This is a genomic window from Dongia sp. agr-C8, assembly GCF_054658695.1.
On the sequence record NZ_BAAGHZ010000003.1, the window covers coordinates 652,338 to 678,736 of the forward strand.

Genomic DNA, 26,399 nt, shown 5'->3' on the forward strand with positions numbered 1-26,399 from the left:
GGAGTCGGGACATGGACGCCAGGGAGAAGGACGTCAGGATCGCGGATGTGAAGCGCGCGGCGGCCGATTATGCGCTGGCCCGCGAGGGCGCCGGCAAGCGCGCGGCGACCGTCTCGACCTTGCGCGCGCTCTGGGAGTTCGCCGCTGCATCCGGCGCGCCGGTCGAGGGCTTGAGCGTGGTCAACAAGCTGATCCAGGCGCTGGAAGAACTCAACCGCGGCAGCGCGCCCGCGCTGTTCGAGCTCGGCAAGGAGAACGGCGGCGAGAGAAAGACCTCCGGCGCGTCTCCCGACCTCGCTTTGGCCGCCGCTCTGGTCGACGCCCTCAATCAGCATGAGAAGATGCCGATCCAGGAGGCGATCGATTACGTGGCGGCGAAACGCGGCATCAGTCCGGTCAATTTGAAGAATGTCCGCCAGCGCCTCAGGTCGAAGACCGCGAAGGATGCCGGCCAGCCGCATTACCAGGCCGCACTCTCCACCATCTCGGCGCAGGCCGATCCCTCGCGCGCGATCCGCGTGCAGTTGATGAAATAGCCGGGCGGCGACCTCAGCTCAGCGCACCCGCGCCGCGCCGGTTGAGATCGGCGGTGGTGACCACCACCTTGCCGACGAAGTCCACCACGCCGACCTCGTACTTGTTGCGCACCATGGCGGCGATGGTCGGGCGGTGTTCCTCGAACAGCTTCAGCAGCTCTTCGGTGCTGGCGCCTTCGCGGTTGCCGAGCTGCTCCAGCAGGCGGCGGCTGATCGAGCAGACCAGCGGCTTGCCATCATATTGCGCCTCGAACTCGATCATGGTCTTGGCGCGATCGTGCAAGGATGTCGGCGATACGAGCTGAAAGGACAAGCTAACCTCCCCGGGTGTTCCCGGCATTCAAGACGTTGCCCCGATGGCATCCTCGCTTTCGCCGACCCATCCCCAACTCCGCAATCCAAGGGGTGACCGGCGAGACCAAAGGATGGTGATCGCAAAGCGGCATCGCAATAGCGGGCGGGCGTGAAATTTTTGCGCTTGAGGGCATGGCGCTTTCGTGAATGCGATTCACGCTGCGCTGCAATCAGCGCGTGATGCGGCGCAGCAGGTTCATCGTTATGCGACCGACAGCATTCATGCTTCCTCCTTGCGGCAGTGCGCCGCACCAGGAGACCGAGCTTGCGGCAAAGACCAGGCCGCCGGAACGGGATTCCCCGAGGGTCATCTCGCCCCGCGCCGGCATCGGCAATCCATCCTCGGTCGCGTCGCCGTCGACGACGTAACCCGCGTCGAAGCCGTCAGCGACCGCGAGCAACCGCGTCTGCGCCGGGGTGTTCCAGCGCAGGCTGCGCGCGTCGATCTCGTACCCGGCCGCGCCGCCGAGCACGAGGCCATCCGTGCCGATCGGCCCGTCGCCGACGCCGTCGAACAGCCAGGCGAGGTCCGGCGCATAGGATTCCGGCGTGCGATGGAAAGGTTGCGCGCGCGAGAATCCCATCGCCTGCAAGCCGGTGCCGAGCAGCCGATGTTCCGCGCGGCCGCGATGGCGCCACAGGCCGCCGGGCTCGCCCGTCATCGCGAGATGCGTCTCGCCGGGCTCGGAATTCCAGGTGCGGATGCCGGCAAGGCCGCGCCGCACCTCGATCGTGTCGCCGTCGAAGGCGGTGACCCAATAGCCGCCGTTGCCGCCGAGATAGGCGATATGGCCGCCGGCGTCGCGGAAGCCGTCGAGCGCGTCGCGCATCGCGGCGGTCCAGTATTCCGGATGGCTGCCGGTAATGAGACCGCGATAGCCTTGCAACTGGGCGAGGCCGCCGCGATCGAGATCCGCATCGGTCAGGAGATCGACGCGGATGCCTTGCGCATGCAGGAAGCGCAGCAGATGCAGATCGACCGGCAGCAGGTGCGGCGCGCCGCAAAGCGGATAGTTGTAATCGTCGCGCAAGGTCGCCAGCGGCCGGTGGAAGCTTGCGAGCGAGACGCCGCTGCCGTCATTATGGGTGTCGTAGAGCGAGGTCAGCGCATTCGCCCGGGCGAAGCGGTGGCCGGCATCGTCGCAGACCCAAGGGAAGCGCTCCGGCGGCAGCCGCTCATCGGCATAGGCAAGATAGGTGAAGGTCGGCACCAGGAAAGCGAGCTCCGCCTGCCACCGCTTTGGCGTCACGAAGAACGGCCAGCGCGTCATTTGCGTCGCTGTCACCACCTCGATGGCATAGATTCCGGATTGGGCGGAGTCGGGCACGGCGACTCGATGGGTCTCCGGCCACCCGGCCTCGGCGAGGTCATCGTCATGCAAGGCGACGGCGTCGTAATGCGCGGGGTCCAGCCGCGGATCGAGCACGCTGCCGTCCCAGCGCGGTGAGCGCAGGCCGAAGCTCGGCGCGTTGTGGATCTCCAGGATGCCAGCGCCTTCGACCGGCGCCAGCTGTGTCGGCCGCCCCACCGGCGGGAAACGCCACGCCGCGGCGACTTGCCCGGTCGCGTCGCCGAGCGTGATACGCCCGATTCCGGCATTGAGGGTCGGGACCTTGCCCGCGAAATCGGCGCCCAGGCGAATCTCCCGTGGCACTTGCCCGGAATGCGGCACCGACAGCCCGGCCAATCTGTCCCGGCCATCAGAGACCGCCAGGGAGAGGCCGCCCTCCCGGCTGCATAGCCACGCATGCAGCCAGGCTCCGATCGGCAGAATCTGCCCAGCCGCCGCGTCGCGGCCGTTCAAGATCGGCGCGCCGTCGTCAGCGAAACCGACCTTGAAGCCTTCGCCGGCGATCAACGTCCGCCCCGCCGGCGCGGCGCTCAGCCGGAACTCGAGCTCCAGGACCCAAAGCGCAGCGCTCAGCAAGCTGTCAGGCGGGCGTATCCGCAGCCAGGAACCGGGATCGAGGCTCTGCACCGCGAATGCGGTGCCGCGCGGCGCGATCGACCAACCCGTCGACTCGGGCTCAAGCGCATGGTCGAGCCGCAAAACGCGGGTTCGCGCCGTGGGATCCGAGCAGGAAAGGTGGAATCGCGCTTGTCCGCCGGCTTCGACGCCGATCTCAGCGAAGTATCCGGCCGCGCTCAATGCTGCATGATTGACCGGGCGACGCATCAGGTCCGCGCTACTGCAACGCGCCAGACCGCTGCAACAAACCGCAACCGATGCTGCAACGATTTTGGAACAAAATCGGATACGGGCAATTTAGAAAATGCGCTGACGACTTGGAATGCCAAAGGGAATGTCCGAGCCGCTGCAGATCCCCCTGGGGTTGAACCTTGCGGGATTGCATCGCGGCCGAAGCCGTTTTCGCGTCATCGATCGGCTGGGGCGCCGGTCTGGGTTTTTGGGGGAAGCGTTGGGTCGGGGGTGGTATGGGTATTCTACACGACAATTCGGATGGTGCCCCTGGCCGGACTCGAACCAGCACGGATGTGAATCCACCTGATTTTGAGTCAGGCGCGTCTACCAATTCCGCCACAGGGGCTCCCCCACGGGTGTCTCCCATGGGCACACCTCCAGGCGCTAGGCGCCCGGCGGCGGCGCGCATCATAGCGAAGACCGGCTGCTCCGCAAGCCATTGGGCGTCCCCGGTTTTCCCCTTGGTCCGTGCTGGAACTTTTCCACAGGATTTTCCGCCGGCGGCGGCCTGCGGCATGAAATTCGCTGACAACCGGGCGCCGTGGCAGCGCGTCCGGCGACCCCGATCCGCGAATGCCGGGAAAATGCAAATCGAATGCAGGGAATATTTGGTTTTATTGAAATCTATTATTAGTTATTATGATAACTAATTGATTTACTTACTTTTTTTGTTGCGGACGCGAAACCTATATTGTAGAAATGCATTGATACGAGGACGAGCAAAGATTGTTGGGTGACGAGGTTTCACTTGGACTCGGGGATGATCGCTTTGGCTTATCTATCGCAGGAAGATGTCGAGAGACTGGCGGCGGACCGGACGCCCGCCACGCGCGCGGCCACCATGCTGCGCGTGGGTGAGGTTCTGGCCAGCGGCGTCGTGGGGCTGGAAGAGCGCTTGATCGCTTACGCGATCATCGATCGCGTCCTGCCCGAGGCCGAGATCGAGATCCGCGCCGAGCTTGCGAAGTTCCTGAAGAACGTGCCCTGGCTCGACCACCGCCTGGCGACGCGCCTCGCCAACGACGTGCTCGAAGTTGCGGAGCCGATCCTGGCCGAGTCGCTGGCGCTGAGCGACGAGGACCTGCTGGCGGTGATCGACCGCCATTCGATCGGCCATGCCCGCGCCATCGCCAAGCGCTCCAAGCTGACCGCACCGCTGACCAGCGCGCTGATCAAGACCGAGGATGAGGTCTGCGTCTTGCGCGTCGCGTCGAACGACAATGCGGAAATCGACGTCGCATCGATGCACCGCATGATGGACCGCTTCGCCGAGAACCAGCCGGTGGTGGAAGCCGTCAGCCAGCGCAGCATGCTGCCGCTGGCGATCGTCGAGAGGCTGACCGCCGTCGTCGGCGGCAAGGTGCTGCAGAAGCTGATCGAGCGTTACGACATCCCGGCGCACCGGGTCTCGCGCCTGATCCAGCACGGCCGCGAGCATGTCTTGCTGACCAGCTTCGCCCTCGACCAGTCGGCGGACGAGATCCGCGGCTTGGTCGAGCGCCTGGCCGACAACAAGCTCCTGACCACCAGCCTGATCCTGCGCGCGCTCTGCCTCGGCAACTTCACCTTCCTGCTGCCGGCGCTCGCCTTGCAGGCGCGGATCCCCAGCCGGAACGTACGGCTGCTGATCGCCGACGAGAGCGGCCGGGGTGCCGAGCGCCTGTTCGAGCATTGCGCCTTCGAGCCGAAGCTCAAGGGCCTGTTCATCCGTCTCATCGAGCTCTCGCGCAACGTCCGCTCGCGCCGCTTCGGCTTCGCGCCGGCTGGCTGGCGGGCCGAGGTGCTGGCGGTGATCGACCTCGAATTGGGCGGCGCCAATCCGGAGCAATCCTTCGACCAGCGTGTGACCGAGGTGCTGATGCGCCTTGAAAACGGCAAGGACCGCGGCCGCGGCCCCGAAGTCACCCCGCTGCGGAGCGCCAGCGCCCACTAACGCCTCCCTGAATCGTCATGCCCGGGCTTGACTCGGGCATCTGGCTCCAATCGGCGCAAGATTGCCGGCCCCGTCCGCGAAGGCGGACATTCGTCCGCTGAGCCCGGCAATGACGACAGAGAGAGGGACGGACGCCCCGGTTTCGCCCCATTTACCGCGCATAACGGCGCCGCAAGAGCCGCTTCGCCCGCCCTTTCTTGGATTCTGAAAGGGCCGCGAATCAGCTAGAAGAGGCGCATGGCAAAAGGGACTACCAAGACCGGGCGGCCGCCGCAGCGTTCCTGGCGCCGGCGCCTGATGTGGGCCGGGCTGAAATGGGGCGCGGTCGGCGCCATCTGGAGCGGCTTCGCGGGGCTGCTGTTCCTCGGCTGGTGCGCCTTCGACCTGCCCGACGTCAGCAGCCTCAACGACGTCAAACGCCAACCCTCGATCACCCTGATCGCGGCCGACGGTACCCTGCTCGCCAGCTACGGCGATCTCTACGGCGAGTTCACGCATCTGGATGGGATGTCGAGCGCGCTGCCAGCTGCCGTGCTGGCGACCGAAGACCGCCGCTTCTACAGCCACTACGGCATCGATCCCATCGGCCTGCTGCGCGCGCTCTACGTGAACCTGACCTCGGGCAGCCTGGTCCAGGGCGGCAGCACGATCACCCAGCAGCTGGCGAAGAACGTCTTTCTGACGCCGGAACGCTCGCTGCACCGCAAGGGGCAGGAGCTGCTGCTGTCGTTCTGGCTGGAGCACAATTTCACCAAGACCGAGATCCTCGAGCTCTATCTCAATCGGGTCTATTTCGGCTCCGGCACCTACGGCGTCGATGCGGCGGCGCGGCGCTACTTCGGGCGGCCGGCCAAGGATGTCAGCCTGCTGCAGGCGGCGATGCTGGCCGGCATGCTGAAGGCGCCCTCGCGCTACAACCCGAACAACGACCCGATCGCCGCGGCCACCCGCGCGCAGGTGGTCATCCAGAACATGGTCGATGCCGGCTTCATCACCGAGGAGCAGGCCAATCAGGCGGGCAGCCAGTCCACCGGGGCCGAGGACAACGCGCCGATGCCGCCGGTCGCGCGCTATTTCTCCGACTGGGCGCTCGATCAGGTCTCGTCCTATATCGGCTTCACCAACGAGGACCTGGTGGTGCAGACCACGCTGGATCCGCGCGCGCAGGGCATCGCCGAGCGCAATCTCGCGCAGGTACTCGCCAGGGAAGGCCCGAAGCAGAATGCCAGCGAAGCGGCGCTGGTCTCGCTGACGCCGGACGGCGCCGTCCGCGCCATGGTCGGCGGCGTCGACTACAAACACAGCCAGTACAATCGCGCGACCCAGGCCATGCGCCAGCCTGGTTCCGCCTTCAAGGCCTTCGTTTTCCTGAACGCCTTCGAGCGCGGCATGACGCCGGACAGCACCATGGTCGATGCGCCGATCTCGATCGGAAAGTGGCGGCCGGGCAACTACAATGACAAGTTTTACGGCACGGTCTCGCTGCGCGAAGCCTTCGCCCGCTCCTTGAACTCGGTGGCGGTGCAGCTTTCGGAGCGCAGTGGCCGCAGCAACGTGATCGAGACCGCAAAGCGCCTCGGCATCGATACGCCGCTCGGCAACGATGCCTCCATCGCGCTCGGCACCAGCGAGACCACGGTGCTGGAGCTGACCGCGGCTTACGCGACCTTCGCCAACAAGGGCCAGGGCGTGCTGCCCTACGGCATCACCAAGATCCAGACCCGCAGCGGCAAGCTGCTCTACCAGCGCGAGGGCTCCGGTCTCGGCGCCGTGGCCTCGCCCACCGCCGTGCGCGAGATGCTCGACGTCATGACCGCGACCGTCGACTGGGGCACCGGCAAGCATGCGCAGCTCGACCGGCCGGCGGCCGGCAAGACCGGCACCAGCCAGAATTTCCGCGATGCCTGGTTCATCGGGCTGACCGCGCAGCTGGTCACGGGTGTCTGGGTCGGCAATGACGACAACAAGCCGATGAACAAGGTCACCGGCGGATCGCTGCCGGTCGAGATCTGGCACGACTACATGATGGAAGCGCTGGCCGGGGTGCCGCCGGCGCCCTTGCCGCTGCCGGCCGGGGTCGGGCCGCTCTTGGCCGCCGGCGAGCCGCTGCAGCTTCCCGGTGCCACCGCAGGGCCGGCGACCACGACCGCCAGCGCCGAGGAACCCGGCCTGCTCGACCGCCTGGTGGACAGCATTCTCGGCGGTGGCGCCGACCAGAGCGCTCCGGTCAACGAAAGCGGTGCGCCGACTCAGCAGAAGCAGCCGCCGAAGAAGCCGGAGCGCAGCACGCGCTAGCCAGTTGCCGGCTAGGGCGCCTCGCGGGTCGGCGTGAGGCCGTCCTTCTGGCCGACCGCGACCACCACCAGCTTGGCCGGATCGAAGATCCGCTTGGCCGCGGCCTTCGCCTGCTCCAGGGTGACGGCGGAGATTTCCTGCTCGCGCCGGGTCGGGTAGTCGATGGGCAGACCCTCCATCTGGATCCCGAGCAGGGTGCGCGCGGCCGACCGGGTGGTGGTGAAATTCTGCGCGTAATAGCCGAGCAGATAGGTCTTCGCCGCGTCGATCTCCGCCTGTGTCGGTCCTTCCTGCTGCATCTTGGCCCATTCGGCGCGGGTGAGGTCGATCACCTGCGAGGCTTGTGCGGCGACGGTCTGGGCGCTGCCCATGATCGCGCCGGCATGGTCGAGCGTCACCAGGTCGGTGTCGATGCCGTAGGCGAGACCGCGCTTCTCGCGCACCTCGCTCATCAGCCGCGAGGAGAAGCCGCCGCCGCCGAGCGTGTAGTTGACCAGGTAGGCGGCGAAGAAATCCGGATCCTCGCGTTTGATGCCCGGTGCGCCGAACAGCAGGATGGTCTGCGGGATGTCGCGCTCGATCACTGCAAGCCCGCCCTTGTCATCCACCTTCGATTCCGGAACCGCGATCGCAGGACCCTTCTCCGGCAGCGCGCCGAAGGCCTTGTCGAGCAGCGGCTTCAATTGCTCCGGCGTGACATCGCCGACCACCGCGACGTTCAGGCGATCGCGCACGAAATTCGCGGCGACGAAGCCGCGCAAGTCATCGACCGTGATCGCGGCCAGGGATTGCGGCGTGCCGCCGCTGCGCCGGGCGTAAGGATGGCCCGCGAACAACATGCCGTTGAGCGCGCGGCCGGCAATCGCTTCCGGATCGCGCTCGTCCTGCGCCGCGGAAGAGATGAACTGGCCGCGCATCCGTTTCATCGGCTCCTCGTCGAAGCGCGGCTTGGTGAGCGCCAGGCCGAGGAGCTCGAAGGAAAGTTCGCGGTCGTCGCTCAGGAAGCGCAGTGATCCGGTAAAGCTGTCGAGCGAGGCGTCGAAGCCGAACTCGATACCGTGGTCGGCCAGGCGCTTCTGGAAATCCGCCGAGGGGATGCCGCCGGCGCCTTCGTCGAGCATGCCGGAAATGAAGGTCGCCAGCCCTTCCTTGCCTTGCGGGTCGCCGGACGCGCCGCCCTTGAACCCGAAGGCGAGCGAGATCAGCGGATTGGAATGGTCCTCGATCAGCCAGGCGGTGATCCCGCCGGGCGAGACCACCGACTGGATCTCGACCGCGCGGGCCGGCAGCGGGGCGAAAAGGAGGGCGACGAAAATGAACGAGATCGCTCTTACGCACCCCCACCCCGGCCCGCCCCCGATTCGGGGGCGGGAGAAGAAGAACCCCCTCCCCCGATTCGGGGGAGGGCTGGGGTGGGGGTACGAGTCACCGAGAGGGTGCATATGACTCACTGAATCCCTCCGCCGATCGCGGCCGGCGGGGTCGCGGGCGGGGCACCGGACTCCGCGCCCGGCTTGGGCAGCAGGGTGCCGGTCACCGAGCGATTGAGATCGAACACCGCTTTGGCCGCGGCGAGCACGTCGGCGGCGGTGACTTGCTTGATCCGGTCCGGCCAGGCCTGGATATCGGCGAGGCTGCTGCCGGTCGCGATCCGCGTCGCCACGAATTGCGCGGCGCCGTTCAGGCTGTCGCGCGACTTCACCGCCGAGATTTCCATCCGCCGCTTGGCGTCGGCGACCTCCTGGTCGGTGACGCCGTTCTTCAGCAGGTCGGCAATCTCTGCATCGACCGCCTGCTCGATTGCCTCGACCTTGCCGCCCTGGCGCGGCGCGGCGTAGAAGGCGAAGCTGCCTTGGTCATAGGTGCTGGCGTCGTAGTTGGACCCGGCATAATCGGCGAGACCCTGGTCGACCACCAGGCGCCGATAGAGCCGGCCGACGTTGTTGCCGCCGAGGATCTCGTCCAGCACCTGCAGCGCGTAAGCCTGGTTGCCTTCCGCGGTGCGGAAGGACGGCGCCAGGTAGATGCGGCTAACCGAGGGTTGGTCGACGAACTCGCTCTCCAGCGTGACGCGGCGCGGCGCATAGGCTTCCGGCTCCTGCAGGCGCTGGCGGGGCGCCAGATCCTTCTTCGGCAGCGGGCCATAATATTTCTCGGCCAGCGCCTTCACCTCCTCGGTGGTGACGTCGCCCGCGATCACCAGAACCGCGTTGTTGGGTGCGTAATACTTCCCATAGAAGTCGATCGCGTCCTGGGTGGTGTAGGTCTGCATCTCGTGCTGCCAGCCGATGATCGGCAGGCGGTAGGGATGGTTCAGGAACAGCACGGCGTTCATCATCTCGCCCAGCTGGGCGCCGGGATTGTTCTCGATCCGCTGATGCCGCTCCTCGATGATCACGTCGCGCTCCGGCAGCACGATCGGGTCGCTGAGGATGATGCCGTTCATGCGGTCGGCTTCCATCTCCATGATCAGCGGCAGGTCGCGCTTGGCGATCTGCTGGTGATAGGCGGTGACGTCCTGGTTGGTGAAGGCGTTGTCGTTGCCGCCGCGCCTGTCGACTTCCCGGGTGAAAACGCCGTTGCCGAACTTCTGCGTGCCCTTGAACATCAGGTGCTCAAGGAAATGTGCGACGCCGTTCTTGCCCGGCGCGCCGTCGGCTGCACCCGCCTTGTAGGCCAGGATCTGGTAGACCACGGGCGCCAGGTGCTTCGGCAGCACCACGACCTGCAGCCCGTTCTCCAGCGTGAAGGTATCGGCTTCGAACAGCTCGGCCCGCGCCGGCCCGGCTATGGCCAGGGGCGGGATGAGCGCAGCCCAAAACGCAAGGCCGGCGAGCCAAGTCGCCGGCCGAACGCGTCTGCGGCTTGGGTTGCGCCTAGAATACGCCTTCAAACAGGCCCTTCTTCTTGCGCTCGATGATCGGGGTTTCGCCGGTATCGGTCGGCTGGCCGAGGGCCTGGTTTTCCTGCAGCCGCTTCTGCTCGGCGACCGGATCGACCACGGTGCCGTAGGGCTCGGGTGCCCGCCAGAAGATCAGGTCGTCGAGGAAGCTCTGCGAAGCATCCTGGTCGGCCGAGGTCTCCTCATCGACGATCTTGCGGATGTTCGGATCGATGCCGGTGAGACTGGCACTTTGCAGGAAGGCGGATTCGCCCGCGGACTCGGTCGAGGTCGATTCGCCTTCGCCGATCGACGGAATCTGGTCGGGCGCCAGCGTGCTGCCGGACTGCTGATAGCCGGTGACGATGCTCTGCGCCTGCTGGGTGGTCGTGCCTTCCTGTGGCCGCGGCGCGCCGGGTGTCGGCGGGCGCAGGCTGTAATCCGGCGGCATGCTCAACGGCGCCCGCGAGACGACCTGGAACTCGTCGGGCGAACGCTTGGTGAGACCCAGCATCTCCTTGGTGCTGGAGCAGCCGGCAAGTGTCGGCACGGCCAAGGCGAGTGCCAGGGGCAGGGTCAGCAAGGATCGGCGCATGGTCCCTAATCTCCTAGGAATGCTCCGTTTTAGCGCGATCGACCCGGTGAAACAACCCGTCGATCAGTAACAAGACCACGCCCACGAAGATGCTGGAATCCGCCAGATTGAAGGCCGGCCAGTGCCATCCGTCGGGAGACAGGTAGAAGTCCAGGAAATCGAACACCTTTCCGAACCGCAGGCGGTCGATCACGTTTCCGAGCGCACCCCCGGCGACAAAGCCGATTCCCAGCGCAATCACCCTATTTTCAACCCGGGTCAGCCAATAGATCAGGCCGAATGAGACCAGAATGGCGAAACCTGACAGTGCTTCCGGCGGCAGGAAGCGCAGCATGCTGAAGCTCACCCCCGGATTCCACGCCGTCACCAGCGAGAATACCGGCAGGACGGGAATTCCGAAGGGATGCTGTTCCAGGATCGACATCATGATCGCCTTGGAAACCTGGTCGGCGACGATGATGGCGACGCAGAGCGCGATCCCCAGGCGGAAGACCCGCCGATCGGCGATCTTGAAGGTCATGCATGCGTCTCCACGGCATCCGTGCAGCGGTTGCACAGCGTCGGATGCGCCGGGTGGCTGCCGACCTCGGTCAAGACCTGCCAGCAGCGCTCGCATTTCTCGCCCTCGGCCAGGTTGACGACGACGGCGACGCCGCCGACGTCGGGCAGGGTGAAGGCGCCGTCAGGTGCCTGACCGCCTTCCAGCGTGGCGCCCGAGGTGATGGCGATCTCCGCGAGGTCGATGCCGTCGAGCTCGGCCTGGCGCTCCGGCGCCAGGTGCACGACCGGCACGGCCTGCAGGCTGGAGCCGATCTTCTTGTCGGCGCGGGCGCGTTCCAGCGCGCCGGTCACGACCCGCCGGATGTCGCGGATCTTCTCCCAGCGCGCCGCCAGCGCGTCATCCCGCCAATCCGCCGGCGTCTCCGGATAGACCCTGAGATGCACGCTCTCCTCACCCCCTATGAAGGGGCGAGCGCGCCAGGCTTCCTCGGCGGTGAAGCAGAGGATCGGCGCCAGCCAGGCGGTCAAGCGCGAGAACACTTCGTGCAGCACCGTGCGGGTCGCGCGCCGGCGCTTGGATGAAGGCGAGTCGCAATAGAGCGCGTCCTTGCGGATGTCGAAATAGAAGGCCGAGAGATCGACGGCACAGAAGTTGTGCAGCTCGGTGAACAGGCTGTGGAACTCGTAATCCCGCGCGCTCTCGCGCACCTTGCCGTCGAGTTCAGCCAGGCGATGCAGCACCCAACGGTCCAGCTCCGGCATCTCCGCGGCCGCGAGGCGCTCAGTCTCGCTCCAGCCATCGAGCGCGCCCAGCAGATAGCGGAAGGTGTTGCGCAAGCGGCGATAGTGGTCCGCCATGAATTTCAGGATCTCCGGCCCGATCCGCTGGTCGTCGGAATAATCCGAGGCCGCGACCCAGAGCCGCAGGATGTCGGCGCCGTATTGCTCCATCACCTTCTGCGGGGCGACCACGTTGCCCAGCGACTTCGACATCTTGCGGCCCTGCTCGTCGAGCGTGAAGCCGTGGGTCAGCACTGCCTTGAACGGCGCCTGCTGCCGCGTGCCGCAGGATTCCAGCAGCGAAGAGTGGAACCAGCCGCGATGCTGGTCCGAGCCCTCGAGATAGAGATCGGCCGGCCATTTGAGGTCGGTGTCCTTGCGCGGCTCCAGCACGAAGCTGTGCGACGAGCCGGATTCGAACCAGACATCGACGATGTCCTTGATCTGCTCGTAGTCGTCCGGGTTGTAGTCGTTGCCGAGGAAACGCGAAGGCTCGCTGGCGAACCAGGCGTCCGAGCCTTCCTTCTGGAAGATGCCGACGATGCGGTCCATGACCTGCTGGTCCTGCAGCAGCTTTCCGGTCTTCTTCTCGACGAAGACCGCGATCGGCACGCCCCAGGCGCGCTGGCGCGAGATCACCCAGTCCGGCCGGTTCTCGATCATCGAATAGAGGCGGGTCTTGCCCTGCGGTGGCACGAAGCGGGTCTTCTCGATCTCCACGAGCGCGATCTTCCGCAGATCGTTCTTCGCCATGGAGATGAACCATTGCGGCGTGTTGCGGAAGATGAGCGGCGCCTTGGAACGCCAGGAATGCGGATACTCGTGGGTCACGGTGCTGTTGGCGACAAGGGCACCCGCTTCCTTCAGCTTTTCGATCACCGCGCCGTTGGCGTCACCCTTCTTGCCATAGGGCGTCAGCACACGCTTGCCGGCGAAGAGACCCACATGCGGGAAATAGGCGCCGTCCGGGTCGACGGTCTGCGGCACCTCGATGCCGTTGGCGATGCCGAGCACATAGTCGTCGGCGCCGTGGCCCGGCGCGATATGCACGAAGCCGGTGCCGGCATCGGTGGTGACGAAATCGCCGGCATGGGCCGGCACCTGGAACGTCGCATAGTAGGGATCGAGCCCGGCGAAGGGGTGCTTGGTGACGGTGCCCTTGAGCGCCCTGCCCTTGCCCGACCAGACCGGCTTCGAGCCGGTGACCTTGGCATCCGCCTCGAATGCAGCCTTCAGCGCCTCGGCCACCAGCAGACGTTCGCCGGTCCTGACCAGCGCGCCTTCGCCGACGCCGGTCACCTCGAGCGCGACATAGTCCACGTTCTCGCCATAGGCGACCGCGCGGTTGCCGGGGATGGTCCAGGGCGTCGTGGTCCAGATCACCACATTCGCGCCTTCCAGTTCCTTCGCCGGCGCCTGCACGATCGGGAACTTCACCCAGATCGTGTCCGAGGTGTGCTCCTTGTATTCGACCTCGGCCTCGGCGAGGGCGGTCTTCTCCACCACCGACCACAAGACGGGTTTGGAGCCGCGGAACAACCCGCCGTTCATCAGGAAGTTGCCGATCTCGGCGGCGATCTGCGCCTCGGAGGCGTTCTTCATCGTGGTGTAGGGATTATCCCAGTCGCCCTCGACGCCCAGCCGCTTGAACTCCTCGCGCTGCACGTCGATCCAATGCGCGGCGAATTCGCGGCATTCCTTGCGGAAGTCGATGATCGCGACTTCGTCCTTGTTCTTGCCGGCCTTGCGGTACTTCTCCTCGATCATCCATTCGATCGGCAGCCCGTGGCAGTCCCAGCCCGGGATGTAGAAGGCGTCCTTGCCGCTCATCTGCTGCGAGCGGTTGATCACGTCCTTCAGGATCTTGTTCAGCGCATGGCCGATATGGATGTTGCCGTTGGCGTAGGGCGGGCCGTCATGCAGGATGAACTTGTCGCGGCCCTTCGAGGTCTCGCGCAGGCGGCGGAACAGGTTCATCTTCTGCCAGGAGGCCAGGATCTCCGGCTCGCGCTTCGGCAGGTCGCCGCGCATCGGGAAATCGGTCTTCGGCAGAAACACGGTCGCTTTGTAGTCCACGTTCGGTCCTTCAGTTCAAATCTTCCGGCAGGCTCGCCGGGTGCTCGCGCAAAGCCGGCCCGCGATATTCGGCCAGCATCCGCCTTGCGGTGTCGCTGTCGGCGGCGATCTGCGCCTTCAATTGATCGAGGCCGGAGAATTTCATCTCCGGCCGGATGAACCCGAGCAACGCCACCCGGAGATGCCGGCCATAGAGGTCGCCGGCATAGTCGAAGAGATGCACTTCGAGCTGGACTCTCGTCCCGCCGACGGTCGGTCGCATCCCCAGATTGGCGACGCCGCCGATCCATTGCAAGCCGCTGCCGCCGTCCACGGCGGCTTTCACCGCATAGACGCCCAGCTTGGGGTGCATGAACTCGCCCAAGGCGATGTTGGCGGTCGGGAAACCCAGCAGCCGCCCGCGCTGGTCGCCATGCTCGACCCGGCCCTCGATCTCCCAGGGCCGGTTGAGGCAGGCGGCGGCGGTCAGCGGATCGCCCTTGGCCAGCGCGTCGCGGATCAGGGTCGAGGAATAGACGGCGCCTTTCTGGTCGGTCTGCGGCGAGACCGCGGTGACGCCGAAGCCGAGCTTCTCCCCGGCGGCCTTCAGCGTGGTCGCATTGCCGCCACGCTTGTTGCCGTAGCAGAAGTCCGAACCGACCACGATATGCGCGGCGCCCAGGCCCTTCACCAGCACCGCGTTCACGAACTCATCGGCGCTCCGCTGCGACATGTCGTGGTCGAAGGTCAGCACGAAGGCGACATCGACGCCGAGATCCTGCAGATGCCGCATCTTGATGCGGAACGGCGTCAGCCGGAACGGCGGCTCGTCCGGCTTGAAGAAGGAGCGGGGATGCGGCTCGAAGGTCAACACCCCGAGCTTGGCGCCGCGCTTCTTCGCCTGCTCCGCCGCCTGGCCCAACACCACCTGGTGGCCCTGGTGCACGCCGTCGAAATTGCCGATGGCGATCACCGCGCCCTGGAGCTCCGCGGGCACATCCTCGAAATGCCGGATCAGCCGCATGGCGGTGCTGGTACAAATGCGGAAGAAATCCTCGACCCCTCATCCCGGTCCTCTCCCGCAAGGGGAGAGGGGGGCTTACACCGCGCACCGCGCGTAAGTTCGCGAGACCGTCTGTAGCCGCAGCGAATAGAAACCCCCTCTGCCCTTGCGGGAGAGGGCGGGGTGAGGGGTCGATGACTCTCTCCGACTGGCATCACTGCGCCGGCCGGCGCGGCACCATCAGCTGCGCTTCGCCGTCGAGGACGATCTTGTCGCCGACATGGGCCGTGGTGGCGAAGGTGACGCGCGCCTTCTCCTGGTCGATGGCGCTGACCGTGACCCGGGCCTTCACCGTGTCGCCGATCTTCACCGGCGCCTTGAACTTCAAGTTCTGGCTGAGATAGATGCAGCCCGGCCCGGGCAGCTTGGTCCCGAACACCGCGGAGATGAAGCCCGCTGTCAGCATGCCATGGGCGATCCGCCCCTTGAACATGGTCGGCTTGGCGAATTCCTCGTCGAGATGGACCGGATTGGTGTCGCCGGTGATGCCGGCGAACAGCACGATATCGGCCTCGGTTACGGTCTTGGAGAAGACCGCGCTCATGCCCTCGGTGATCTCGTCCAGGTATTTGCCGCGCAATTCGTCCATGTCGCCCTCGGAATCCGTCTCTTCGCCTGATTTGGCGCGGCACTATATCGGGCGCATCCCCCCGTCACAAGGCGTCACGCTGCGCCGCGAAAGGTTATTTTCTCTCGTTGAATCAAGGAGTTCTGGGGTCAATCGGTACCGCATCCCGGAGCCCGAGCAGGTCCTCGATCCAGAGCCCCTGGGAGAGCAGGCCGGCCTCGCCGCGGGGCTTGCCGACCAGTTGGATCCCGATCGGCCGCCCGTCCGCCGAGAACCCGCCCGGCAAGGCCAGCGACGGGCAAGAGGTCATGGTGATGAGGGCCGCCAGCTTCAGCCATTCGACATAATTCTCGAGTTGCACGCCGTTGATCTCTCGTGGCCAGCGCTCCTTCACGTCGCGCGGCAGGATCGGCGCCGCCGGCAGCAGCATCGCGTCATAGCTGCCGAAGAAGGCCGCGACCTCGCTGTAGAGACGTGCCCGCCGCAGCAGCGCCTTGCCGATCTCCTCGGACTTGAGCGCAAGGCCCTTCTCGATGTTCCAGATCACATCGGGCTTCAGCTTGTCGCGATGCTGCTTCAGCAGCGCGCCCATGCTGCTGGAGAAATCGACCGCGCGCAGGGTCTGGAAGGCCTGGCCGACGCCGCCGAAATCCGGACTCGCCTCCTCGACGATGATGCCTTCCCTGGCGAGCCTCTCCGCCACCGCGCGCACGCCGGCGATCACCTCGGGCTCGATCGGCAACCCGGCGGGGGCAAGGATCAGCGCCACGCGCTTCGGCTTCTTGCGCCGCCGCGCCGTGGAGAGGAAGGGCTCCGCCGGCTTTTCCAGCGAGATCGGATCCTCGATATGCCAGCCGGCCATGGCGTCGAGCATCAGCGCCGCGTCCTCGACATTGCGCGCCATCGGCCCGTTGACAGAGAGCGTGTCGAAATTCTGCTCGCGCGGGCCGTTGGCGACGCGCCCCGGCGAAGGCCGAAGACCGATCACCGAGCAAAAGCTCGCCGGCGTGCGCAAGGATCCGCCGAGATCCGATCCCGTCGCCAGCCAGACTTGGCCGGTCGCCAAGGCCGCCGCCGAACCGCCCGACGAGCCCGCGGCATTGAGCTTGGTGTTCCAGGGATTGAGCGTCTCGCCGAAGACTTCGTTGAAGGTGTTGGCGCCGGCGCCGAACTCCGGCGTGTTCGACATGGCGAGCGGAATGGCGCCGTTGCCCTCGAGCGTCTCGACCATGATGTCGGAACGCGTCGGCACGTTGTCGGCATAGATTGGCGAGCCGTAAGTCGTCCTGAGGCCGGCGACGTCGTTCAGATCTTTGACCGCGATCGGCAGGCCCGCCAGCATGCCGCGCGCCTCGATGGGCAGCTGCATCAGCCGCTGGGCCTGCGCCCGCGCGCGCTCTTCGCCCAAGGTCACCAGAGCGTTGACGGCGGGATTGACGGCGGCGATGCGGGCCAGCGCCGCGTCGATCAGCTCGACCGGCGAGACTTTGCCGCGGCGCAGCAAGTCGGTGACGGCGCAGGCGCTCAGGCGCCAAAGCTCATTCATCTTGTCGATTTCCTCCTCCGACTTGTTTTAACGAGTCATCCCCATCGCCAGAAGAACGGCGCGCATGCTATCTCTCGATCAATAGAAGACCGCGTTCATCCCGCCAACCCCTCCGATGGAATCCAATCCGCTTTTCTGGCTGAGGCCCACTCGGAAGCCCGGTGCCGGCGCCTTTGCCGCTCTGTTCGCCTTGGACTCGCTGGCGCGTGCCAGCGTGGTGACCGTCCTCTATCTGCAGGCCAAGGATCTCGGCTTGCCGGATCGCGATGTCACCTTGCTCACCAACATCGCGAGCCTGAGCTCGCTGATCTTCAGCTTCCTGGCGCCGCTGCTGATGCAGCGCTTTCGCCGGCGCTGGGTCTATACCGGCGGCATTCTGCTCGGCATGGCGGCGGCGGTCTCGCTCGGCACCGCGACCATGGCGGGCGAGGTCGCCGGCCTGGTGCTGCGCGCGCTCTCCAGCGTCGCGATCAACATCGGCCTGATGCTCTATGTGATGGACTTCATCCCGCGGCATCAGATGATCCGCTCGGAGCCGCTGCGCCTGTTCTCGAGCTGCCTGCCCTGGGGCCTCGGTCCCTGGATCGGCGTCGAGCTCTACAAGCATTTCGGCGTCGGGGCGACCTCGGCGCTGAGCTTCACCGCCTATGCCGCGCTGATGATCTACTTCTGGTATCTGCGCCTGAGCGACAATCCCGCGGTCGCCGCCGCCACGCGACCGCCGCCCAATCCCTTCGCCAACCTGAAGCGCTTCGTCTCGCAGCCGCGCCTGATGCTCGGCTGGGCGATCGCCTTCGGCCGCTCGGCCTGGTGGTCGATGTTCTTCGTCTACCCGACGCTTTACCTGCGCAACCACCAGGTCGATGACAGCTGGACCGGCGCCCTCACCGGGGCCGGCAACCTGCTGCTGCTCCTCACCTTGCCGATCGGCTGGATGGCGCAGCGCACCGGAATCCGCCGGCCGATTGTGATTGCGTTCCTGTGCGCCGGCGGCTTGACGCTCTTAACTTCGGTTACCTGGAACGTCGTGCCGCTGACCGCTTTGCTGTTCCTGGCCGGCGCGGTCTTCGTCGTGGCGTTGGACGCGCTCGGCAACATCCCCTTCATGCGCGCGGTGCGTTCCTATGAGCGGCCGCAGATGACCGCGCTTTTCCGCACGTATATCGACCTCGGCGACCTGCTGCCGGGTCTGATCTATCTCACCCTGCAAGGCTACTTCGACCTGCGCTCTGTCTTCGTCGCCAGTGGTGTGTTGACTCTCGCTGCCGGCTTGATCGCATCGCGATTGCCCCGTCGGATGTAAGCCTTGCGGATGGTGGCCTTAACGGCTTGTAGAGGGGTTCCAAGCTTTCTACTATCCCGTCGCCGCGGGAGGAGGGGAAATGCACGAGGAGAGCGATCGCAAGATGGAAGCCGTGCTCGCGCGCGCCCAGGCTGCAGTTGCCGACCTTGCGAAGAGCTACGGCCCCAGCACCCTCGCCGATCTCGACCGCTGCGGGGACCTCTTGAAAGCGGCGCGTGCCGATGCCGCCACCCGTGCGGCCTCGATCAAGGAACTCTACGGCATCGCCCACAACGTGAAGGGCCAGGGCGGCGCCTTCGGCTATCCGCTGGTGACGCGGATCGCCCATTCGCTCTGCACCCTGGTGCGCCAGGAGCGCGATCTCTCCGACTCCGATCTCGGCGTGGTGCAGGCGCATCTCGATGCCTTGCGGCTGATCCTCACCAAGGAGATCAAGGGCGAGGGCGGCGAGGTCGGCCCCAAGCTGGCCGCGCGCCTGGAGAACATGGTCAAGGCGCCCGGGTGATCACGGGGGTGAACCCGACGTGACCGCGGATCCGCAGGGTTGGCTGGGTTACGCCCTGGTCGGCAAATTCCTTCTCGTCCTCGCCTGGCTGGTCGCCGTCATCGTCCTCGAGAATCGCTGGAGCGCCGCGATCATGCCGTTGCGCATCGCCGGCTATGGCCCGGCCTGGTTCCGCCGCTGGGGCCGCAATCTCGCCCTCTTCGCGTTGAATGCCGGCCTGGCGCCGCTGCTGGTCTTGCCCGTCACCTTCTATGCCGCGGCGCATCCGCTCTGGACCCGGCCGGCCTTCCTGTCATTCCCCTATGCCCTGCCGCTCGACCTGCTGCTGCTCGATCTCTGGATCTATTGGTGGCATCGCGCCAATCATGAACTGCCGATCCTCTGGCGGTTTCACGAGGTGCATCACCGCGATGCCTTCCTCGACGCGACCAGCGCGCTCCGGTTCCATTTCGGCGAAGTGGTGATCGCGGCGGTGGCGCGGGCTATCGTGATCCTCCTGCTCGCGATCCCGCTGGGCTCGGCCCTCATCTTCGAGACCCTGGTGCTGCTGGCTTCGATCTTCCATCACTCGAACTGGCGCTTGCCCGAAGCGATCGAGCAGCGCCTGGCGCGCTGGATCATCACCCCGTCGCTGCACTGGGTGCATCACCACAAGCAGAAGCGCGACACCGATTCCATCTACGGCACGGGTCTGAGCCTTTGGGACCGCCTGTTCGACACCGGCCCGAGCATGAACCGCCGCCGCGACATGCCGATTGGCGTCGAAGGCGAGAAGGAAGTCGGCCTGCTCCGCTTGATCGCGCTGCCGTTCTATCGCGGGCGATGAACTCGCGCGGACATCGCCATCCCCGGGGCCGGATGGCGCCGGCGCGCCAGCATCGGCGGAATTCCAGGCACGCGCACTCTTCTTCTCCGCCCTGCTGCATACTCCTGAATTCATGCAGCGCGAGAGGGCGGCGCGCGCCTGACGCGCAGCGCTTCTTGTGGTATCATCGGCCTGCTGTTTGATATCGTGAATCCTGTGTCGATAGCCGCGTCACACGAGCGCCCCGACGAAGGGGCGGCGCGTGGCGCGCCATGCTTGCTGCGCTGCGTCGCAGACCGGGCGCAGACCGGACGCAGACAAAACAAAAAATCTGCCACGCCGCGAAGGCGGGTGAAGTGTCCATCACCAGAGGCTTGGGCGATTTTGCGCCCGCGGGGCGTCTGCGTCGCGATGCGGCTAGCCCGTCGTTCGGCCCTTCTTCTTCTCGGGCGTGCGGAACAGGGAGTTCTCAAGCTGGACGCCGAACTCGGCGTTGTAGAGGGCGACACGGACCGCCTGGTTCTTGCTGTCGACGATGGTCCATTGCTGGAGCTCGAGGGGCTTGTCGCCGAGCACCAGGGTGACGGTGCCGGCATCCGGCTCGTCGGTCTGCACGATGCCGATCTCGAAGACGTTCGGGCCGCGGTTGAAGGTGGTGACGGTCACGTCGCCGCCGAGGCTGACATGGTCGCGCAGCAGGAACCAGAGCGGCGAGAGGCCGAGCGGCGCCTGGTTGAGCTGGTTCAATTCCGCGTCGTAGTAGCTGACCGCGATCGAATCGGCGACCAGGATGACCTGGCTCGGCGGATCGTATTGCACGCGCAAGAAGCCCGGGCGACGGACATAGATCATGCCGAAGGCGATGTTGCCGGCGCCGTCCACCTGCTGGAACTTGGCCCGCATCGTGGTGATGCCGTTCAGGTATTCCTCGATACGTGCGACGTCGGCCTTGTCCTGGTCGGAGAGGGCGGCCGGCTTCACCTTCTTTGCCCAGGCGGACGAAGTCAGCGCGCCGAGCGCCGTCGCCGTGGCGAGCGCGCCAATTCCCGCGCGCATCAAGCCGCGCCGTGTCAGGTCCAGTTTCAGCAAGGTTTGTCTCAGTCCATTCCGTCGATGTTGCGGGCGAGCACTTCGCGCTTGCCGGCATGATTGGCCTGGCTGACCACGCCTTCTTTTTCCATACGCTCGATCAGGCGGGCCGCGCGGTTGTAGCCGATCTGCAGGTACCGCTGAACAAAACTCGTGGAAGCTTTCCGTTCCCGGCAGACCAGCGCCACCGCCTTGTCGTAGAGCTCGTCGCCGGAGCCGGCGCCCTCGCCGGGCAGTTCACCGTCCTCGCCGACCTCTTCTTCCTCGGCCGTCACGTCCTCGATATAGTCAGGCGTCCCCTGGGCCTTCAAGAACTTCACGACAGTTTCAACTTCACGGTCCGAGACGAACGGGCCGTGAACGCGGGTGATCCGGCCGCCATTGGCCATGTAGAGCATATCGCCCTGTCCCAGCAGCTGCTCGGCGCCGGTCTCGCCGAGGATGGTCCGGCTGTCGATCCGCGTCGTCACGTGGAACGACACTCTGGTCGGGAAATTGGCCTTAATTGTGCCGGTAATGACGTCGACCGATGGCCTTTGTGTGGCCATGATGATGTGGATGCCGGCGGCGCGCGCCATCTGCGCCAGGCGCTGAATCGCGGCCTCGATCTCCTTGCCCGCGACCAGCATCAGGTCCGCCATCTCGTCCACCACGACGACGATGAAGGGCAGCGGCTTCAGGTCGAACGGCTCTTCCTCGTAGATCGGATGGCCGGTTTCCGGGTCGAAGCCGGTCTGCACCTTGCGCGTCAGCTGCTCGCCGGCGGCGACTGCCTGGGCGAGGCGCTGGTTGTAGCCCTCGACATTGCGCACGCCGAGCTTCGACATGGAGCGATAGCGGTTCTCCATCTCGCGCACGACCCATTTCAGCGCCACGATCGCCTTCTTCGGCTCGGTCACCACCGGCGCCAGCAGATGCGGGATGCCGTCATAGACCGAGAGCTCGAGCATCTTCGGGTCGATCATGATGAACTTGCACTGCTCGGGCGTCAGGCGATAAAGCAGCGACATGATCATGGTGTTGATCGCGACCGACTTGCCCGAGCCGGTGGTGCCGGCGATCAGCAGATGCGGCATGCGCGCGAGATCGACCACCATCGGCTGGCCGCCGATATCCTTGCCGAGCGCCAGGCCGAGCTTGCTGCCGGTCCCCGAATAAGAATCGTCTTCCAGCAGCTCGCGCAAGGACACGACCTCGCGCTCGCGGTTCGGCAGCTCGATGCCGATCACGCTGCGGCCGGTGACCACGGCGATGCGCACTGAGACGGCGCTCATCGACCGCGCGACGTCGTCCGCGAGGCCGACGACCCGGCTGGTCTTGGTGCCGGGTGCCGGCTCCAATTCGTAGAGCGTCACCACCGGGCCGGGCCGCACCTTCACGATCTGGCCCTTGACGCCGAAATCGTCGAGCACGGTCTCCAGCAGCCGCGCGTTCTTCTCCAGGCTCTCCTCGTTGATGCGCTGGACCGCGGCGTTGGAGGTCGGGCGCGACAGCATGTCGTGCGGCGGCAGCTCGAACTCGGTCTCGCCGTCGAAGTCGAGCTTGGCCTGGACGCGCTCCTTCTTCGCCGGCTTCTTCTCTTTCTTCGGCGCCGGCGGCACCACGACCCGCGCGGCGCCCGGACGCTCGATCACCGCCGGTTCGGGCAGGTCGATCTCCGGCTCCTCGTAGCCGCCGAGCTGCGGCTCGCGGCGCGCGACCACTTCGTCGTCGTCATCGCGGCGGCCGCGGATCGTGAACAGGCTCTTCAGGCTCGGCATCCGGATCTCGCCGAAGGTGCGCCGGAAGAAGGACTCCTTCGCTTCCTCGTCCTCCTCCTCGTGCACGGTCCGCGCCACGCGCGAGGTTGCGGTGGCGGGCTGGCGGCGGCGGTCGAAGGCCAGGCCGACCTTCTTGCCGGCATGGGCGACATTGCGGCCGAAGCGGACATAGCCGCCGAGCGCGATGCCCAAGGTGAAGAACAGCGCGATGAAGGTCAGCACGGTCGTGGTGAGGATCAGCAGGGCATGCACCTGCGTACCGGGCATCTCGTTGCCGGCGAGGCGGGCCGCCCAGCCGGCGAGGCCGCTGCTGCCGTCGGCCCCGGCAAAGCCCATGCGGCCGACAAAGCCGCCGAAACCCGCCACCCAAGGCCACTGCCCGCTGGAGGGGAGCGCCGACAAGGGAATCGCGGAGAGCGCGGTCGAGATCGGCAGCAGCAGCAGTTTCAGCCACCAGCGCGCCATCGCCCGGGTGCGGACGAGGCGCCAGCCCCAGGCGATCAGCGCCGCGGCCGGAACCGCCGCCGCGAGGCCCAGCGCCTGAAGTGCGAAGTCGGCAACATAGGCGCCGGGCAGGCCGAGCAGGTTGCGTGCCGGATCATCGACCGCGTGGTTGAAGCTCGGATCGTTCGAATCGGCCGAGAGCAAGGCCATGAGATAGGCGAGGCCGAGCAGGATCAGGGCGACCCCGACCGCTTCCATGGTGCGGCGGCGCAGGAAGTCGAGCAGGCTTTGCCCGCCGGTGCCTTCGGCGCGCGAGAGCAGCGACATCCTTGTGTTATCCCCGATCATTGGACTACCGGCCCCCCGCCGCAGCTTTTGCGCTCTTGCCATGAACCAAACCCTCCAGAACCGGCGCCATGCGGCGCAACGCGGCCGCCATCTCCTCCGGTTCCAAGATCACCGCGACGCGGATGTATCGCGCGCCCGGATTCCTGCCATCCGCCTCGGCCCGCGCCATGTATCCGCCCGGCAGTACCTTGACCGCCGCCTGTTTCCACAGCTCGACGGCGGCGCGTTCGCCGTCGCCGACATCGAGCCAGAGGAAGAAGCCGCCCTGCGGCCGCACTTCGCCGAAGATCGGCCCGAGAATCTCCTGCGCGATCTCGAAGCTCTTCCGATAGCGCGCGCGATTCTCCGCGACATGCGCCTCGTCCTGCCAGAGCCTGGTCGCCGCGGCGAGGATCGGCAGCGGCATCGCAACGCCGCCGTAGTTGATGAGCTGCGCCTGGCGCGCGACCAGCTTGGCGTCGCCGGCGATGAAGCCGGAACGCAGGCCCGGCGCGCTCGAGCGCTTGGACAGCGAATGGAAGACCAACAGATGATCGACCGCGCCGCCAAGTTCGCGCGCCGCTTCCAGCGCGCCCGGCGGCGGTGCGTCGGGATAGATCTCCGCGTAGCACTCGTCCGCCGCCAGCACGAAGTCGTGCTTGCGCGCGAGCAGGAGCCATTGCTTCAGATAGTCGAGCGGCGCCACCGCGCCCTGCGGGTTGGCCGGCGAGCAGAGATAGACCAGCGCCGCCCGATCGAGCTCGGCCGTGGTGATCTTGGAAAGATCGGGCAGGAAATTGCTGTTGCGATCGGCGGGGAGGAAAGCCGGCTCGCCGCCCGCCACCGCCGCCGCACCGGCATAGGAATGATAGAAGGGATTCCCCATCAGCACTTTGGTCTTGCCCTTCGGTGCCCCCGCGGCGACGGCCGACAATGCGATCTGGAACAGCGCCTCTCGGGTGCCGGAGACCGGCAGAATCTCCTTGTCGGCGTTGAGCATCGTCGACGGCAGGTGGTAGCGCCGCTCGAGCCAGGCCTTCACGGCGTTGCGGAAGGCCTCGTTGCCGGCGGTCGGCGGATATTTGCTCCAGCCGGCGGCGGCCTTGGCGATCTCCTCGGCGACGAAGGCCGGCGGCGCGAATTGCGGCTCGCCGAGCTGTAACAACAAAGGCGTATTTCCGCCGCCGGGGGCGATCCCCTCCAGCAGCTTGTTGAGCCGCGTGAAGGGATGAAAGGTTACCAAGGACTCGAGTCGGTCCGCGCTCATAGCACCCCGAAAGCCCGGAACGGGCAAAAGGCCGATCGGAATCAAGGCGCGACTCGACGTCGACTCGAGTCGCACAAAGCGGAAACGAGAGTAATCTCTTAAGAATACCACCTCAAGCACTTGTATTTACGGACTTTCCGTCCACAAGGGCGTTCCGCCCGGCGAATCACGACTCGTTCCTGCGGCGTTCGCCGGGGGCGCGTCCGATGGGGATTACGCAGCGAGCCTTAAGGCTTAGGGCAGGATGGCCGTCTTCACGCAGTCGCGGCCGGCATGCTTCGCCGCGTAGAGGCATTCGTCGGCCGCGGCCATCAGCGCCTTCAATTCGGTCTCGGCCTGCTGGCTGGTGGCGGCGCCGATCGAGATGGTGACCGGCGGGAGGTCGTCGTCATGGGCGCGCCGGCCTTTCGACTTTACCGACTCGCGGATCTTCTCCGCGATCCGCTGGGCGTCGGCCGGCCCGCATTCCAGCAGCACCGCGATCTCCTCGCCGCCATAGCGGAAAACCAGGTCGCTGTCGCGGACCGCGGCATGCACGCGCTGCGCGGTGCGGCGCAGCACCTCGTCGCCGACCGCATGGCCGTATTCGTCGTTCAGCCGCTTGAAATGGTCGAGGTCGCACATCATCAAGGTGATCGGCTGGCCTTCAGCGCGGGCCTCGGCATGCCGCTGCGGCATCGAGATGTTCATGCTGCGCCGGTTGAGCAGGCCGGTCAGCGCATCATGCCGCGCCATGCTGCGCAGCTCGGCTTCCGCCCGGTGTCGCTGGATGTCCAGGCGCCGCCCGACCAGGGCGGTCGCCCCGAAGGTGATCCAGCCGACGACGATCACGCTGGCCACCGTCTCCGCCAGCGCGCGCGGCGCGCTGCCTTCGGGCAGCAGGCTCGCATAGAACAGCGCCAGGACGATGGGGCCGACGGTCGCCACCAGGATCTGCTTGCGGGCGAAGCTGCCGGAGATGGTCTTCGAGAGAAAGACGCGGATCGCGCCACGATGCGCCGTCCCGCCCAGCAGGGCGACACCGCACAGCGCCGTCGTCAGCAGGACCAGCGCCGGCGGCCGGCCGAACAGGACGTCGGTGTGCAGCAAATGACCGATCGCGCTGCCGAGGCTCGGCAGGAATCCGAGCACGGTGGCGGCCTGGCCCAACCCATAGCGGCGCGCCAGGAACAGCAGCGCCGCCGCGCCATAGCAGATGACGGCGGCACTCGTGGATCGCGCCATCGCGTCCGGCATCACAAGTGCGGCGAGGCCGATGAAACCGCCCAGGGCCGAGATCAGCCGGCCGAGACGGCGGGTCCGGCGCATCCATGCCAGCACCGCACCGAACGCGAGTAACTGCAGCGACAGCCCCGTCGGCAGGTCTACGCCGGCCGGCGCCGCCGGCACGATCCAAATGAGCGCGTAGGCGCAGAGCATCACGGCGGCAAAGCCGCACAGTGCCGCTGCACCCACGACGAACTTGAGCAGGCCCGACTTCATGCGTTTGAACGGTGTCTCCCCCAACCCCATGATGCATGTTCCTGCCGGTCTGAACAGCCCCGCGACGGGGGCTCCATCGTCGGCGCTTCTCCGCCGCTTTCCCGAT

The 26,399-nt window shown here is 66.3% G+C and carries 20 protein-coding genes and 1 tRNA gene; 6 read left to right on the top strand and 15 right to left on the bottom strand.

Annotated elements, in window-relative coordinates; genetic code table 11:
- Nucleotides 1–11 precede the first annotated feature (11 nt).
- Nucleotides 12–536, top strand: a complete 525-nt coding sequence (locus tag ACYQ4T_RS17270) for a hypothetical protein (protein WP_459856668.1) — start codon at nucleotides 12–14, stop codon at nucleotides 534–536.
- A 13-nt stretch (nucleotides 537–549) separates the two neighbouring features.
- Here the strand turns inward: ACYQ4T_RS17270 and ACYQ4T_RS17275 are convergent, their stop codons facing one another.
- The 3 genes from ACYQ4T_RS17275 to ACYQ4T_RS17285 form a co-directional block, all read right to left on the bottom strand.
- Nucleotides 550–849 carry a DUF1488 family protein gene (locus ACYQ4T_RS17275; protein WP_459856670.1) on the bottom strand — a complete coding sequence of 100 codons (300 nt, stop codon included), beginning with the start codon at nucleotides 847–849 and terminating at the stop codon, nucleotides 550–552.
- Nucleotides 850–1,060: 211 nt separating this feature from the next.
- Entirely contained in the window at nucleotides 1,061–3,040 is a 1,980-nt protein-coding gene (locus tag ACYQ4T_RS17280; RefSeq protein WP_459856673.1) for a N,N-dimethylformamidase beta subunit family domain-containing protein, read from the bottom strand.
- 313 nt (nucleotides 3,041–3,353) lie between these two features.
- Nucleotides 3,354–3,440, bottom strand: a tRNA-Leu gene (locus tag ACYQ4T_RS17285).
- A 414-nt stretch (nucleotides 3,441–3,854) separates the two neighbouring features.
- Between ACYQ4T_RS17285 and ACYQ4T_RS17290 the strand changes: the two genes are divergently transcribed.
- Nucleotides 3,855–5,027, top strand: a complete 1,173-nt coding sequence (locus ACYQ4T_RS17290) for a DUF2336 domain-containing protein (protein ID WP_459856675.1) — start codon at nucleotides 3,855–3,857, stop codon at nucleotides 5,025–5,027.
- 237 nt (nucleotides 5,028–5,264) lie between these two features.
- Nucleotides 5,265–7,322, top strand: coding sequence for a transglycosylase domain-containing protein (locus ACYQ4T_RS17295; protein WP_459856677.1), 2,058 nt, complete (start codon nucleotides 5,265–5,267; stop codon nucleotides 7,320–7,322).
- An 11-nt stretch (nucleotides 7,323–7,333) separates the two neighbouring features.
- On the opposite strand, the gene ACYQ4T_RS17300 is transcribed toward ACYQ4T_RS17295, so the two are convergent.
- From ACYQ4T_RS17300 to ACYQ4T_RS17335, 8 genes are all read right to left on the bottom strand, one after another.
- Nucleotides 7,334–8,581 carry a M16 family metallopeptidase gene (locus ACYQ4T_RS17300; protein ID WP_459856679.1) on the bottom strand — a complete coding sequence of 416 codons (1,248 nt, stop codon included), beginning with the start codon at nucleotides 8,579–8,581 and terminating at the stop codon, nucleotides 7,334–7,336.
- 188 nt (nucleotides 8,582–8,769) lie between these two features.
- Entirely contained in the window at nucleotides 8,770–10,215 is a 1,446-nt protein-coding gene (locus ACYQ4T_RS17305) for a M16 family metallopeptidase (protein WP_459856681.1), read from the bottom strand.
- Nucleotides 10,199–10,798, bottom strand: a complete 600-nt coding sequence (locus ACYQ4T_RS17310) for a DUF3035 domain-containing protein (protein WP_459856684.1) — start codon at nucleotides 10,796–10,798, stop codon at nucleotides 10,199–10,201. Before ACYQ4T_RS17310 ends, ACYQ4T_RS17305 begins: the two co-directional genes overlap by 17 nt.
- A 13-nt stretch (nucleotides 10,799–10,811) precedes the next feature.
- A complete protein-coding gene (lspA, locus tag ACYQ4T_RS17315) occupies nucleotides 10,812–11,318 on the bottom strand; it encodes a signal peptidase II (protein WP_459856687.1) in 507 nt (168 codons plus the stop codon).
- Nucleotides 11,315–14,110: an isoleucine--tRNA ligase gene (ileS, locus tag ACYQ4T_RS17320; RefSeq protein WP_459858051.1), complete on the bottom strand. Its 2,796-nt coding sequence runs from the start codon at nucleotides 14,108–14,110 to the stop codon at nucleotides 11,315–11,317. Before ileS ends, lspA begins: the two co-directional genes overlap by 4 nt.
- Nucleotides 14,111–14,165: 55 nt before the next feature.
- The gene (locus tag ACYQ4T_RS17325) at nucleotides 14,166–15,158 is read right to left on the bottom strand and encodes a bifunctional riboflavin kinase/FAD synthetase (RefSeq protein ID WP_459856690.1); all 993 of its coding nucleotides are present in this window, start codon (nucleotides 15,156–15,158) and stop codon (nucleotides 14,166–14,168) included.
- Between the two features lie 193 nt (nucleotides 15,159–15,351).
- The gene (locus ACYQ4T_RS17330; protein WP_395019461.1) at nucleotides 15,352–15,786 is read right to left on the bottom strand and encodes a MaoC family dehydratase; all 435 of its coding nucleotides are present in this window, start codon (nucleotides 15,784–15,786) and stop codon (nucleotides 15,352–15,354) included.
- A gap of 112 nt (nucleotides 15,787–15,898) precedes the next feature.
- A complete protein-coding gene (locus ACYQ4T_RS17335) occupies nucleotides 15,899–17,311 on the bottom strand; it encodes an amidase (RefSeq protein WP_459856692.1) in 1,413 nt (470 codons plus the stop codon).
- A gap of 115 nt (nucleotides 17,312–17,426) precedes the next feature.
- On the opposite strand from ACYQ4T_RS17335, the gene ACYQ4T_RS17340 reads away from it, so the two are divergent.
- The 3 genes from ACYQ4T_RS17340 to ACYQ4T_RS17350 all read left to right on the top strand — a co-directional run bounded on the left by ACYQ4T_RS17340 (nucleotide 17,427) and on the right by ACYQ4T_RS17350 (nucleotide 19,945).
- The gene (locus ACYQ4T_RS17340; protein WP_459856694.1) at nucleotides 17,427–18,614 is read left to right on the top strand and encodes an MFS transporter; all 1,188 of its coding nucleotides are present in this window, start codon (nucleotides 17,427–17,429) and stop codon (nucleotides 18,612–18,614) included.
- 79 nt (nucleotides 18,615–18,693) lie between these two features.
- Entirely contained in the window at nucleotides 18,694–19,119 is a 426-nt protein-coding gene (locus tag ACYQ4T_RS17345) for an Hpt domain-containing protein (protein ID WP_459856696.1), read from the top strand.
- A gap of 19 nt (nucleotides 19,120–19,138) precedes the next feature.
- On the top strand, nucleotides 19,139–19,945 hold the full coding sequence (locus tag ACYQ4T_RS17350) for a sterol desaturase family protein (protein ID WP_459856699.1): 807 nt from the start codon (nucleotides 19,139–19,141) through the stop codon (nucleotides 19,943–19,945).
- A gap of 396 nt (nucleotides 19,946–20,341) precedes the next feature.
- Here the strand turns inward: ACYQ4T_RS17350 and ACYQ4T_RS17355 are convergent, their stop codons facing one another.
- The 4 genes from ACYQ4T_RS17355 to ACYQ4T_RS17370 all read right to left on the bottom strand — a co-directional run bounded on the left by ACYQ4T_RS17355 (nucleotide 20,342) and on the right by ACYQ4T_RS17370 (nucleotide 26,293).
- On the bottom strand, nucleotides 20,342–21,013 hold the full coding sequence (locus ACYQ4T_RS17355; RefSeq protein WP_459856702.1) for a LolA family protein: 672 nt from the start codon (nucleotides 21,011–21,013) through the stop codon (nucleotides 20,342–20,344).
- 8 nt (nucleotides 21,014–21,021) lie between these two features.
- Nucleotides 21,022–23,544 carry a DNA translocase FtsK gene (locus tag ACYQ4T_RS17360; protein WP_459856705.1) on the bottom strand — a complete coding sequence of 841 codons (2,523 nt, stop codon included), beginning with the start codon at nucleotides 23,542–23,544 and terminating at the stop codon, nucleotides 21,022–21,024.
- A 25-nt stretch (nucleotides 23,545–23,569) separates the two neighbouring features.
- Nucleotides 23,570–24,811 (bottom strand): aminotransferase class I/II-fold pyridoxal phosphate-dependent enzyme, encoded by a 1,242-nt coding sequence (locus tag ACYQ4T_RS17365; protein ID WP_459856708.1) that lies wholly within the window; start codon nucleotides 24,809–24,811, stop codon nucleotides 23,570–23,572.
- 234 nt (nucleotides 24,812–25,045) lie between these two features.
- Complete coding sequence (locus ACYQ4T_RS17370) at nucleotides 25,046–26,293, bottom strand: GGDEF domain-containing protein (protein ID WP_459856710.1); 1,248 nt, start codon at nucleotides 26,291–26,293, stop codon at nucleotides 25,046–25,048.
- Nucleotides 26,294–26,399 lie beyond the last annotated feature (106 nt).